Origin of the sequence: Amycolatopsis sp. NPDC048633, assembly GCF_040650695.1 — a bacterium.
In the GTDB taxonomy this organism is placed as follows: domain Bacteria; phylum Actinomycetota; class Actinomycetes; order Mycobacteriales; family Pseudonocardiaceae; genus Amycolatopsis.
On record NZ_JBEZHS010000006.1, the window covers coordinates 15,756 to 28,525 of the forward strand.

At 71.8% G+C, this 12,770-nt stretch carries 12 protein-coding genes; 3 read left to right on the forward strand and 9 right to left on the reverse strand.

From position 1 onward, the window contains the following. Positions 1–6 precede the first annotated feature (6 nt). From AB0C38_RS14345 to AB0C38_RS14370, 6 genes are all read right to left on the reverse strand, one after another. Positions 7–1,863 carry a glycosyltransferase family 39 protein gene (locus AB0C38_RS14345; RefSeq protein WP_360671991.1) on the reverse strand — a complete coding sequence of 619 codons (1,857 nt, stop codon included), beginning with the start codon at positions 1,861–1,863 and terminating at the stop codon, positions 7–9. Then, the gene (locus AB0C38_RS14350; protein ID WP_360671994.1) at positions 1,863–3,119 is read right to left on the reverse strand and encodes a bifunctional glycosyltransferase family 2/GtrA family protein; all 1,257 of its coding nucleotides are present in this window, start codon (positions 3,117–3,119) and stop codon (positions 1,863–1,865) included. The genes AB0C38_RS14345 and AB0C38_RS14350 overlap by 1 nt, the downstream gene beginning before the upstream one ends. 101 nt (positions 3,120–3,220) lie before the next feature. Next, positions 3,221–3,724, reverse strand: a complete 504-nt coding sequence (locus tag AB0C38_RS14355; protein WP_360671997.1) for a hypothetical protein — start codon at positions 3,722–3,724, stop codon at positions 3,221–3,223. A 110-nt stretch (positions 3,725–3,834) separates the two neighbouring features. Further along, entirely contained in the window at positions 3,835–4,107 is a 273-nt protein-coding gene (locus tag AB0C38_RS14360; RefSeq protein ID WP_360672000.1) for a hypothetical protein, read from the reverse strand. An 80-nt stretch (positions 4,108–4,187) separates the two neighbouring features. Further along, a complete protein-coding gene (locus AB0C38_RS14365; protein WP_360672003.1) occupies positions 4,188–4,850 on the reverse strand; it encodes a Crp/Fnr family transcriptional regulator in 663 nt (220 codons plus the stop codon). Between the two features lie 21 nt (positions 4,851–4,871). Next, positions 4,872–5,489 carry a hypothetical protein gene (locus AB0C38_RS14370; RefSeq protein WP_360672006.1) on the reverse strand — a complete coding sequence of 206 codons (618 nt, stop codon included), beginning with the start codon at positions 5,487–5,489 and terminating at the stop codon, positions 4,872–4,874. 235 nt (positions 5,490–5,724) lie between these two features. Between AB0C38_RS14370 and AB0C38_RS14375 the strand changes: the two genes are divergently transcribed. Further along, on the forward strand, positions 5,725–6,783 hold the full coding sequence (locus tag AB0C38_RS14375; RefSeq protein ID WP_360672009.1) for a helix-turn-helix transcriptional regulator: 1,059 nt from the start codon (positions 5,725–5,727) through the stop codon (positions 6,781–6,783). After that, positions 6,780–7,958, forward strand: coding sequence for a hypothetical protein (locus AB0C38_RS14380; protein ID WP_360672012.1), 1,179 nt, complete (start codon positions 6,780–6,782; stop codon positions 7,956–7,958). Before AB0C38_RS14375 ends, AB0C38_RS14380 begins: the two co-directional genes overlap by 4 nt. Here AB0C38_RS14380 and AB0C38_RS14385 read toward each other — a convergent pair. The 3 genes from AB0C38_RS14385 to AB0C38_RS14395 all read right to left on the reverse strand — a co-directional run bounded on the left by AB0C38_RS14385 (position 7,903) and on the right by AB0C38_RS14395 (position 11,987). Beyond that, entirely contained in the window at positions 7,903–8,460 is a 558-nt protein-coding gene (locus tag AB0C38_RS14385; protein ID WP_360672015.1) for a GNAT family N-acetyltransferase, read from the reverse strand. The genes AB0C38_RS14380 and AB0C38_RS14385 overlap by 56 nt on opposite strands. Before the next feature lie 94 nt (positions 8,461–8,554). Beyond that, entirely contained in the window at positions 8,555–10,444 is a 1,890-nt protein-coding gene (locus tag AB0C38_RS14390) for a glycosyltransferase family 39 protein (protein ID WP_360672018.1), read from the reverse strand. Positions 10,445–10,448: 4 nt separating this feature from the next. Further along, the gene (locus AB0C38_RS14395) at positions 10,449–11,987 is read right to left on the reverse strand and encodes an ATP-binding protein (RefSeq protein WP_360672020.1); all 1,539 of its coding nucleotides are present in this window, start codon (positions 11,985–11,987) and stop codon (positions 10,449–10,451) included. Between the two features lie 189 nt (positions 11,988–12,176). Here AB0C38_RS14395 and AB0C38_RS14400 point away from each other — a divergent pair, with 189 nt between their 5' ends. Beyond that, on the forward strand, positions 12,177–12,740 hold the full coding sequence (locus AB0C38_RS14400) for a hypothetical protein (RefSeq protein WP_360672023.1): 564 nt from the start codon (positions 12,177–12,179) through the stop codon (positions 12,738–12,740). Positions 12,741–12,770: the final 30 nt, after the last annotated feature.

Here is a 12,770-nt window from a genome sequence, read left to right on the forward strand (position 1 = left end):
CCCGGTTCAGCTCTGCAGGTCGTAGACCGTCTGGCCGTCGACCGTGGTGGCGGTGTAGTTCGCCGTCACCCACGCGGTGATGTCCGAAGAGCCGCCGCCCGGGCCGCCGCCGCGGCCGCCGTCGATGTAGTACTTGATCTCGCCGGCGGCGACGTAAGCCTTGAACTCGTCCAGCGTCGGGGCCGGGTCGGAGCCGCTCCAGCCGCCGATCCCGATCACCGCCTTGCCGCTGGCCAGTTCCAGCGACGCGGCGTTCTGCGAGCCCGTCGTCGCCGCGGCCCACTTCGTCGTCGTCTTCGCCAGCAGTGCGCCGACCGTGCTCGACGACGACTCGTCGCCGCCCGGACCGCCGCCCATGCCCCCGCCCATCGCGCTCGACGTCGGCCCCGAGGTCGGGATCGAGCCGCTGTGCGCCACCGACGCCGTCTCGACGCCGTATGCCGCGGTGGAGACGCCCAGGGTCAGGACCACCGCCGCCGCGACGACCGTGGCCGCCTTGCGGACGGTGGGCACGCCCATCACCAGCACCGTCCCGGCCAGGACGCCGAGCACCGCCACGATCCAGCGCAGCGCCGGGAACCAGTCCGGCGTCCGGTCGAGCAGGATGAACGACCACACCGCCGTCGCCACGACCATGGCGGCCAGCGTCGCCCGCGGTGCCAGGTTGTCCCGGCCCTGCCACAGCGCGCGGCCCGAGATCGCGACCAGCGCGGCGATCGCCGGGGCGAGCGCGACCGAGTAGTACGGGTGCACGATGCCGCTCATGTAGCTGAACACCACCGCCGTCACGACCAGCCAGCCGCCCCACAGGACCAGCGCCAGGCGCGTCCGGTCGGTGCGCGGCGCGCGGCGGGTGAACCACAGTCCGGCGACCAGCCCGATCAGGGCCGCGGGCAGCAGCCACGAGATCTCGGTGCCGAAGCTCGACCCGAACATCCGGAAGAGGCCGGCCGCGCCGCCGAAGCCGGTGTTCCCGCCGCCCATGCCGCCGCCACCGCCCGGCCCGCCGCCGTCACCGCCGCCGAAGATCCGCGACAACCCGTTGTAGCCCAAGGCGAGTTCGAGCAGACTGTCCCCTTCGGACCCGCCGATGTACGGCCGGGACGCCGTCGGCCACAGGTCGACCAGTGCGATGAACCAGCCCGCCGAGACGACCAGCGCCATCACCGCGCCGCCGAGGTGCAGCAAGCGCTTGCCCAGCGTCGTCGGTGCCGCGATCAGGTACACCAGGCCGAACGCGGGCAGCACCAGGAACGCCTGCATCATCTTCGTCAGGAAGCCGAAGCCGATCGCGGCACCGGCCAGCGCGAGCCAGCCGGGGGAGGCCTTTTCCGTGGCGCGCACGACGAAGTAGGCACCCGCGACCATGAGCAGCACGAGCAGCGCGTCCGGGTTGTTGAAGCGGAACATCAGCGCCGCGACCGGGGTGAGCGCCAGCGTCGCGCCGGCCATGAGCCCGGCGATCGGGCCCGAAGTCCGTTTCACCGTCAGGTAAAGGATGCCGACCGACGCGATGCCCATCAGCGCCTGCGGGGCGAGCACGGTGAAGCTGGAGAACCCGAAGATCCGCGCGAAGAGCGTGCCGACCCACAACGCCGCGGGCGGTTTGTCGACCGTCAGCACGTTGCCGGAGTCGAGCGACCCGAACAGCCACGCCTTCCAGCTCTGCGTCCCGGACTGCACGGCGGCGGCGTAGAACGAGTTGCCGTAGCCGGACGCGGTGAGGTTCCAGAAGTACAGCACGGCGGTCGCGGCCAGCAGCCCGAACACCGACGGGCGGACCCAGCGCGGTGGCGCGTGCGCCGCGGAATCCCTGCGATGACGCGGTTCTCGCGTCACGGGGTCGGACAGGACGGCGGTCATCAGAACTCCTTCTGGGTGGCGCTCTGGCGGCGCGGGTTGAACACCCAGCCGCGCAGGAGCAAGAACCGGAGGATCGTCGCGGCGAGGTTCGCCAGCACGAGCACGGTGATCTCCAGGACGAGGCCGGGGGTGGTGGATCCGTTGAGCAGGGCCAGCGATCCGCTCGTCAGGGCGAGCCCGAGGCCGAAGACGATCAGCCCTTCGAACTGGTGCCGGCCGGCGCCGGCGCGCCCGCGGATGCCGAACGTGAGCCGCCGGTTCAGCGCGGTGTTCCCGATCGCTGTCACCAGGAGCGCGGCGAAGTTCGCCGGCTGCGCGCCGACGGCGGTCCGCAGCAGCAGGAACAGCACGAGGTAGGCGAGGGTGCTGCTGACGCCGATGGCGGCGAACCGCACCAGCTGCGTCACCAGCCGCGGCGGCACGCCCGGCGCGTCGACGCCGATCGGCTGGCGGCCGAGCTGCTCGCGCAGCCTGCTGATCGGGATTTCGCCGGTGAAGGTGGCCTTGGTGACGCGGGCGATGCCCTTGAGGTCGGCGGTCGCGGTCTTGACGATGTTGACCGACGAGTTCGGGTCGTCGACCCAGTCGACGGGCACCTCGTGGATCCGCAGCCCGGCGCGTTGCGCGAGGACGAGCAGCTCGGTGTCGAAGAACCAGCCGGTGTCCTCGACGTGGGGGAGCAGTTCGCGCGCGACGTCGGCGCGGATCGCCTTGAAGCCGCACTGCGCGTCGCTGAACTTCGCGGCGAGCGTCGAGCGGAGGATCAGGTTGTAGGCGCGGGAGATGAACTCGCGCTTCGGCCCCCGCACGACTCGCGCTCCCCGGGCGAGCCTGCTGCCGATCGCGAGATCCGAGTGCCCGGAGAGCAGCGGGGCGACGAGCGGCCCGAGCGCGGCGAGATCGGTGGAGAGGTCGACGTCCATGTAGGCGAGGACGGCGGCGTCGGAGGCCCGCCAGACGGCGTTGAGCGCGCGGCCGCGGCCCTTCTCGTCGAGGTGGTGGACGGCCACCTCGGGGAATTCGCGGGCGAGTCGTTCGGCCACCTGCAGCGTCGCATCGGTGCTCGCGTTGTCGGCGACGGTGATCCGGTACGGGTAGGAGACGTGTTCGGCCAGGTGCGCGTGCAGCCGGCGGATGCACGGTTCGAGGTCGGCCTCTTCGTTGTAGACCGGGATGACGACGTCGAGGACGGGCTGCGGGCCGGCCAGATCGACCGGGATGGTCCCGGGCCGCGATGCGGAGGCGGTGGCTGTCATGCCCCTACGGTCGCGGTTCCCGCTTTGGTGACGGTGTGATCGCCCTGTGCGGTTGCTGTGCGCGGGCCCGGCGCCCACCAGGTGGACGCCGGGCCCGGAGCTCAGCTGTGCGCCCGAAGCGGCACCACGTTGCTCGGCAGCACTGCCCGCTCACGCGGGGCCTCGGTCGGGCTGATCGTCAGCGTCACGAGGCTCGCGTACCTCGGGTGGCGGTCGACGTACACCTCCGGGACCGCGCACGCCGCCGCGAGGACCGTGCGGTTGCGGTGCAGGTGCTCGAACGCCTCGCGGCCGAACAGCGACACCACGATGTCGCCGCCGCGGGGGCGGGACCACAGGATCGCCGGGCGGTGGCCGCCGGGCAGGGGCAGCAGCGGGAACGCCGCCCGCAGGCGGTGCTGCAGCCGGACCGCCTGGATCCGGGTCCGCACCTGGCGCCGTCGCAGCACCGCCAGGCCGAACGCGACGACGAAGACCGTCGACGCCCACATCGGGCCGGCCCACAGCGCGAACGTCACCAGGGCGTAGGGGAGCAGCGTCACCGCCAGGATCTCCCACCGCCAGTGGTAGAGCCGGGCGGGGAACGACGCTTGCCTGCTGGTCATTTCCGTGTTCCTTCCGGTCAGCCGGCGGCGCAGAAGGCCGCCGAAGTGGCGTGAGAGACGTCCGGCGGCGATACCGAGCACGAGGGCCGCGACGATCGCCAGCCCGGGCGTCATGTCGGAATCCGGGTCTTCGGGGCGGGCTCGGGCCGGAGGTCGCGGTCCCGGCCGAGCTGCCAGGTCCAGCGCCACCCCGCCCAGATCGCGACGACGGACCCCAGCAGAACGAGCACGAAGGCCTGGCCGACGAGCCCGTCGAGCGGCGCGAGCCGCAGCAGCACCAACAGCGCCCAGACCTGCGTGGCGGTGAACGGGATGACGAGCCCGGCCGCGTAGACGCCCCGGCGCCAGCGGCTCCGGCGCGGTGCGGTGATGTAGGGGTCCATGAATGCCCTCCTCTGCCCGTGGATCCAGGAAACCTCCGGCTCGCCGCGCGGTCTGTGTCAGCTGACACAGAAGGCGGGATTCAGCTCGCCAGACGTCGAAGTTCAGCCAGGCGGTGGATCGTCACCTGTCTTCTGCCGGTGCTGATCACGCCCTGGCGGCGCAGGTCGCGCGTCGCGCGCGCCCAGGACTCGCGCGAGATCGCCGCGGTCATCGCGAGCTCGGCCTGCGTGGCCGGGACCGTGATCTCGATGTCCTGGCCCCGCCGCACCCCGTGCTGGACGGCCAGCTGCATCAGCTGCGCGGCGACCCGGCGCGCCGCGGCGCCGCCGCCGAGCTCCAGCCACTGCCGGCCGACGGACCGCAGCCGCGTCGAGAGCACGAGCAGCAGCGCCCAGGAGATCCGTGACCGCGTCCGGCACAGCGCGGCGAAGCGTTCGCCCGCCACCTCGAGCACTTCCACGTCGTCGAGCGCCTCGACGGTCGCGGAGCGCGGCTGCGCGTCGATCGCGGCCAGCTCGCCGATGACGTCGCCCCGGCCACGCACCCCGACGACGACCTCGCGCCCGTCCGGCGTCCCGTGGACGATCCGCACGTGCCCGGCGAGCAGCACCAGCACGACGCTCGAGCGGTCGCCTTCCCGGCAGAGGGTCCCGCCACGCGGATAGGTGCGCCGCGTGGCGGACTCCGCCAGCACGCGGCGATCGGCCGGGCCCAGGTCGGCCCAGAATCCCGTCGGTTCCACGTCCCCACCTCGTTTCCGGTCCTACGCGGTCAGTCCCTCCTCCGGCTCGCCCACTTCGGGCGTGTAGAGCCAGCCGCGAAGCCGTTCTTCGCCGAGCTTGATGTGGACGGCTTGGGTGAACGCCGCCCGGTCTATGCCGGGGTAGCCGTGCCGCACGACGGCGCGGTGGATCTCCTGCGAGACGGCGAGCGCGAGCGGCGCGGTCGTTTCGCGCAGCCGCCGCTTGAGCTCGGGGGCGTCGACGAGCCGGCACGCGATGTCGACGTCCTCGCCGTAGGAGGCGCGCGAGTCGCGGTGCACCTCACCGGCGTGCACGGCGACGCGCAGCCGGAAGGCGAGCTCGGGCCGGCTTTCGGCGTGCTTCTCGAGCAGGTCCCCGAGCGCGGGGACGACGGTGGTGAGCAGGAGCGTCTTCGGCAACTGGTCGAAGGGCCGGATCAGGCACAGCGCCCCGTCGCCGCGGTCGACGAAGGGGTCACGGTGCTTCTTGCCGATCCCGCCGGCCGCGAGGGCCTCGTCGAGCAGCTGGAAGAGGACATTACGGAGCTGGGTCCGCACCGAGTTCGTCTGCTTGGTCGAGTTCTCGATGTCGACCGCCACGATGGCCCGGTGCCGGGGTATGTCAGCTGAAGTGTCCATGGCCCGCTCCCTGCCTTCAGGTTGGAACTGAAGTTCAGTCAAGTTCACTGTAGGGGTTGAAGTACCCTGGAACAACAGCGTTGAATCGGTGTTACCCGTTTGGTGCGAGGGAGTTCGGGTCCTCGTAACGGTTCAGTCCCGGCTTCAGCAGGTCGCCGACCGTCGCTTTAGCTACAGGGAGTACTATCACAACACTCTCGGCACTACTGAAATTTACTGAAGGGTGGCGGAGACTGTGTCCCCAGTCGCGCCGCGGGCGCTCGCCCGCCGCCTCAAGGGGCTGCGCGAGGAGCAGTGGCCGGACGCCGGGCTCACCCAGGCCCAGCTGGCCCAGGCGCTGGGCGGGCTCAGCATCTCGCTGATCTCGTCCTGGGAGAACGCCGACAAACCGGTGCGCCTCCCGGTCCGGCGGCTGGAGGCGTACGCGACGCTGTTCGCGACGCGACGCTCCTGGGACGGCAAGTCCCTGCGGGTCCTCCCACTCGAAGAACTGACGGACGACGAGCGGGACCAGCGCAAGGACCTGCTGGACGAGCTGCTGTGGCTGCGTGAAGGCAAGGAACCCGAGCACGCGAAGACCGGGGTGACCGACCTCTGGATGTTCGGCGAGCCGGACCAGCGGATCACGATCGTTTGCGCCCAGCTCCCGGAGAAGTACCGCCAGCACCTCAGCTACGCGGATCCCGAGAGTCCCGATTTCGTGTCGCTCTACACCTACGCGGATCCGGACGCGTTGATCGAGCTGTTCGGCCACATCCGGGCGCGCAACCCCGGAAACCCGGTCACCTTCCGGACCAGCGACGCGCTCGATCCTGACGATTACACGAGCCATCTGGTCCTGCTCGGCGGGGTGGACTGGAACAGCGTGACCCGGGACGTGATCGATCGGGTCGACCTCCCGGTGGAACAGGTCGGTCGCGCCGATGATGCTGAACACGGCGGGTTCCGGGTGCAGGAGAACGGCCGGTCGAAGCTCATCGAGCCGCAGCTCGACGCGCGGGGACACCTCCTGGAGGATGTCGCGCACTTCTACCGGGTCGTATCTCCGTTCAACCGAAAGCGCACTGTGACCGTATGCAATGGTATGTACGGTCGAGGAACGCTGGGCGCGGTGAGAGCGCTGACTGACGCCCGGTTCTTGGACCGGAACACCGCCTACGTCCGGGAGCGCTTCGCCGGCGAAGAGTCGTTCAGCATCATCAGCCGGGTGCCCGTCGTCGGCGGGCAGGGCTTGACTCCCGACTGGACTCTCGAAGAGAACCGCCTCCACGAGTGGCCCGAGGCCGCGAAGTGAACGCGCGCCAGCATGAGTCGCATCAGGACCTGCTGGACCACTTCGACTCGGCTGACACGCCGCGCGCGCCCCTGGACGCGATCATCGTGCCCAACGGCCGTCCGACGGCGTACCTGAAACAGGCCATCCACGCGGCCAAGCTCGTCGACGCCCACCTGGTGCTCCTCTGCAGCATGCGAGCCAACGCCTCGAGCGCGGCGCTGGCCGCCAAGCAGGAGGGCGTCCGGGTGACGGCGGTCGACGTCGACTTCCTGCCCGATCGGGTCGTGCCCGACTTCGCCACCGACAAGCTGCTGCGGCTCAGCCGCTTCCACCGGCCCGTCGACACCAGTCTCAAGCGCAACCTCGGTTTGCTGCTGGCGAGCTTCGCCGGGTGGAAGCGGATCCTCTTCCTCGACGACGACATCAAGCTGCCCAACCCCGGCGACCTCGCCGCCGCCGCGGGACTGCTCGACGAGCACCCCGTCGTCGGCCTGGCGAACGCCGGGATGCCGGACAACTCGGTGGTCTGCCACGCACTCCGTGACGTGGGCGCCGTCCAGGACGTGTTCATCGGCGGCGGCGCGCTGGTCGTCGGCGAGACCGCGTTTTCCTCGTTCTTCCCGAACATCTACAACGAGGACTGGTTCTTCCTCCTGGACGGGCTGCGGCTGCGGCCCTCGGCCGTCACCGGGACCGCTTGGCAGTACAACTACGACCCGTACAACGACGACCGGCGGGCGCGCGGTGAGGAACTGGGGGACACCCTCGCCGAAGGAGTGTTCGGTCTCCTCGACAACGGTCTCGGCCTGGCTGACGCCCACAACGAGTACTGGGGCGAGTTCTTGCCCGAGCGGCGGCGGATCATCAGCACGACCATCGACCGGGTGCGGTCCTCGGACATCGAACCGGGCCAGAAGGCCAGGATGGTCGCGGCTCTGAAGGCCTCGATCGGGCGCAGCCACCTGATCACGCCGGAGCTGTGCGTCCAGTACCTGCGGGCCTGGCAGTCCGACTGCGTGCGCTGGCAGCGGCACATCCGCGAGCTCCGGCGTGACCGCCGCGGCGAGCTGGGCATCGACGGCGCGCTGGCGACCCTGGGCATCGGCCACCTGGCCCAGCCCGGGATCGACGGCCGGATCAGCACCGGCTCGAAGCGCCGGCCACCCTCGCTTCGCCCCGCGGTGCCGGCGTGACCACGGCCAGGTCCTTGACCAGCACGTAGCAGCGTTCCGGCACTTCGAGGACGCTGCCGTTGCGCAAGGTCACCTGGGCGTAGCAGGTCACCGTGCCGTGACCCCAGTCCCGGTAGCCGAGCCGGTCGTACAACCGGGCCGCGGCCGGGTTGTCCGTGCGGACCGCCAGCGCGACCCGGTCGTGGCCGTGCTCGACGAGATGCTCCTCCACCGCGTTGACCAGGGCCGCGCCGACGCCGCGGTTGCGCAGCTCCGGGTGCACCTGCAGGTGGGTGAGCAGCGCGACGCCGGGGAGATGGTCCTGGATCGGCGGTTCCTCGGCCTCTTCCAGCCACAGGTACACGGCGCCTGCGGGGCGGGCGCGAAGCCACGCGAAGAAGAGCACTCCCTGATCATTCCGCTGGCGCCGCAAGCGATCACGAAGGAATCCGCCGTCGCCGAGGGTGGTGGCGAACGGGATCAGGTCTGCGGATCGGGCCCGCCATACGTGGGGCTCGGTCATCTGCAGCGACTCCGTTCTCCGGCTACTTCCATAGTGCCGGAGGCGGCCCGGAGTTGACCAGGTCATCAGGCCTCGACCCTGCTTTCGTCGGTGGTCAGGCGGCCGCCGTGAGGTCGTAGACGGTCACGCCGTCCACCGTCGTCGCCTGGTACGTCGACGCCACCCACTCCGCGATCTGCTGGGCCGCGTCCGAGCCACTCGACCCCTGCATCGTCATGCCGTCGCCGAGGAAGTAGTGGATCCGGCCGCTCGCCACGTACTGCTGGAACTGCTCCAGCGTCGGGTACGGGTCGGTGCCGTTGAAACCGCCGACCGCCAGCACCGGTGCGCCACTGGCCAGCTGGTATCCCGCCGCCGCGTTCGAAAGCACCGTCGCCGCCGTCCAGGTGTAGCGGGACGCGTCCTGCTGGAGCAGCGCGGTCAGCTGGGCGCCCGGAAGAGTCGTGCTGAGCAGCGAGCCCGGGCCGCCACCGCGACCGCCGCCGAAGCCGCCACCGGGGCCGCCACCGAAGCCGCCTGGGCCGCCTCCGAAGCCGGACGAAGGGCCGGCCGACGGGATCGCTCCGCTGTGGGTCGTGGCGGCGGTCGCCAAGGTGTACGCGCCGGTGCCGGCCAGCACGACGACCAGCGCGAACGCGGCCACCGCGGACGCCGCCCAGCGGGTCAGGTGGGCCGAGAAGAACAGCGCCACCGCCGCCAGCAGCCCGCCGACCAGCACCGTCGGAGCCAGCCACGGCTGCCACGACGACCCCGCCAGCAGCAGGTAGGCGGTAAGCGCCGTCAAGGCCACGCCGCCGCTCAAGATGCCCGCCGCCGCGGGACGTGCCCGCAGCCGCCACAGCTGGACCGCCGCCGTGCCGACCAGCGCGCCCACGGCCGGGGCCAAGGCCACCGTGTAGTACGGGTGGATGATCCCGCCCATGTAGCTGAACGTCAGTGCCGTCACCAGCAGCCAGCCGCCCCACAGCAGCAGGGCCGCGCGGGAGCGGTCGGTGCGCGGCGCGCGGCGCGTGAACCACAGGCCGGCACCCAGCGCGAGCAGCGCCGCCGGCAGCAGCCACGCGATCCCGCCCGCCATCTCGCTGCCGAACAGCCGGGTCAGGCCGGTCGAGCCCCAGCCGCGGCCGGCGCCGCCGCCGACGCTGCCGACCTCGTCGCCGGTGATCCGGCCGAAGCCGTTGTAGCCGAAGACCAGCTCCCACAGCGAGTTCGTCTGCGACCCGCCGATGAAGGGCCGGTCGGCCGCCGGCCAGAGCGCGACGACCACGAGGTACCAGCCCGCCGCGGCCAGCGTCGCCGCCAGCGCGCCCAGCAGGTGCAGCAGCCGCTTGCCGAGCGACACCGGCGCCGCGACCAGGTACGCCACCGCGAACGCCGGCAGGACCAGGAACGCCTGCAGCATCTTGGCCAGGAAGCCGAAGCCGACCGCGACGCCGGCCAGCGCGAGCCAGCGCGGACTCGCCTTCTCGCTCGCGCGGACCACGCAGTAGGCGCCCGCGACCAGCAGCAGCACGAGCAGTGAGTCCGGGTTGTTGAAGCGGAACATCAGCGCGGCGACCGGCGTCAGGGCCAGCACCAGGCCCGCGACCAGCCCGGCGGCCGGGCCGGAGGTCCGCTTGACCGTCGCGTGCAGCAGCCAGACCGAGCCGACCCCCATCAGCGCCTGCGGCACCAGGACGCTCCACGCGTTGACGCCGAACACCCGCGTCGACAGGCTCATCACCCACAGCGCGGCCGGCGTCTTGTCCACGGTGATCGCGTTCGCGGCGTCGCTGGAGCCGAAGAACAGCGCCTTCCAGCTCTCCGAACCGGCCTGCGCGGCTGCCGAGTAGAAGGCGTTGGCCCAGCCTGAAGCGCCGAGACCCCACAGGTAGAGCACGGCCGTCCCGAGCAGCAGCACGCCGAGTGCGGGCCGGTGCCACGTCCGGCGAGCGGGCGGCGAAGGGGTCACGGCGGTTGTTTCGCGCGACGCGAGTGCGGTCATGAGATCAGCTTCCGGTCTCCAGCTGGGGCCGGCTTGTGCCGACGCTGTGCACTCGCTGTGCGGGCACGGCCACGGGCAGGCGCACCGCGAACTCGGTCCGGCCGGGGCGGCTGTGCACCTCGATCGTGCCGTGGTGGGCGACGACGACGGCGCACGCGATCGCCAGCCCGAGCCCGGTGCTGCCGGCGATGCGGGAGCGCGACGAGTCGCCGCGGGCGAACCGCTCGAAGACGTCCGGCAGCAGGTCCGGTGCGATGCCGGGGCCGCTGTCGGTCACCGTGAGCACGGCGCTGCCGTCTGCGGAACGGGCGAGCGACGTCACCACCGTGGTGCCCGGCGGAGTATGCGTGCGGGCGTTGGCCAGCAGGTTCGCCAGCACCTGGTGCAGCCGCTGGACGTCGCCGAACACGAGCACCGGGTCCGGGGGCAGTTCCAGCAGCCACCGGTGCTCGCGGCCGGCGACCCGGGCGTCCCCGACGGCGTCGGCGACCAGCCGGGTGAGGTCGATGTCGCGCACGTCCAGCGGGCGGCCCGCGTCGAGCCGGGCCAGCAGCAGGAGGTCCTCGACGAGCGCGCTCATCCGGACGGCCTCGGACTGGATCCGGGTCATCGAGTGCGCGACGTCCGGCGGCACCAGCGCGCTGCCGCGGGCGGCCAGCTCGGCGTACCCGCGGATGGCGGCCAGCGGCGTCCGCAGCTCGTGGCTGGCGTCCGCGACGAACCGGCGGGCGCGCAGTTCGCTGTCGTGCCGGGCTTCCAGGGCCTGCGCGACGTGGCCGAGCATCAGGTTCAGCGCCGAGCCGACCTGGCCGACCTCGGTCCGCGGGTCGGTGTCGGACGCCGGGACGCGGATGGACAGCGCCACCTGGCCGCGGTCGAGCGGCAGCTCGGAGACGCGCCCGGCGGTCGCCGCGACGCGCTCGAGCGGCCGCAGCGTCCGGCGGACCGCGAACGCGCCGAGGACGGCCGCGCCGAGCACGCCCGCGGCGGCGACGCCGAAGAGGATCAGCCCGACGGTGAGCAGCGTGTCGGTGACCGGCTTCAGCGGCAGGCCGGTGACCACGACGGCGGACGTCCCGGCGACCGGCAGCGCCATCAGCCGGTACTCGCCGAGGTCGTCGAAGGACATCGTGTGCGGCTTGCCGTCGGTGGGCACCGAGAGCATCACGGCCTGCTGGGCCGCCGTGAGGTTCAGGCGCGAGCCGTGTTCGGAGATGCTGCTGTCGTCGACGAGCCGCTGCCCGTCGAAGGTGCCGCTCACCGTGCCGACGTTCTGCCCGAGCGGGTGTTCGCCCGCCTGGCCGTCCGGCTGCGGGCCCGGGCCTTCGGGATGGGTGTTGCTCGCGAAGACGAGCGAGCGCGTCGCCGCGGCGGACAGCTGCTGGTCGATCTGGCGGGTGAGGAACAGGTCGAGCGCGAACTCGCTGACCACGCCGACGATCAGGCACACCACGGTGAGCAGCACGACCATCGAGCCGGTCAGCTTCGCGCGCAGCGAAAGGCGCCCCCGGCGGGGGTGCGGCGGGACGGTTCGCGCGGCCATGGACAAAGCGTCCGTCCGCGCCGTGTGTGCGGGTTGTGTGCTGCCTGTGAGGCGGCTGTGCGGTGACCGGCCGGTCGCGGTTGCCGGAGTTCCTCCGGTCACAGGAACGGCTGACGGCAAGCACAGTCCGCACACAGCGAGCGGCTCCACCGTGGATCGCACCGAAGGAACTCGTTAAGGAGCACCACCATGACCACACCGCAGGCACCGTCCACTCCGGACCAGACGTGGGGCGCGGCGCCCGCACCGGGCACGCCGCCGCGGCCGGGCTGGACGCCGGGCAAGAAGATCGCGGCCGGCGCCGTCGCGGTGGCGATCGTGGCCGGCGGGGGAGCGGCGATCTGGGCCGCTTCGTCGTCTTCGGCGTCGACCGGCAGCGCGGCCGGGCCGGGCGGGATGCAAGGCGGCCCGGGAGGCATGCCGGGCGGCGCGGGCGGCCTGGGTTCGGCGCTGCACGGCGAGTACGTGTCTTCGGACGGAAACGGTGGCTACGTCACGAAAATCATGCAGACCGGCGAGGTGACGGAACTGAGCGCGACGTCGCTCACCGCGAAGAGCGACGACGGGTTCTCGAAGACGTACACGATCACGTCGGAGCAGGCGACGGGCCTCGCGGCCGGGGACACGATCACGGTGGTGGCGACGGAGTCGGGCACCACCGCGACGGCGACGTCGGTGACGGAAGGGGAAACCGGCGGTCAGGGCCAGGGGCCGGGCAACGGCCAGGGAGCCCCGCCCACGCAGACCGGCTGACCGGGCTCGCCCGACTGCACGGCGGAAAGC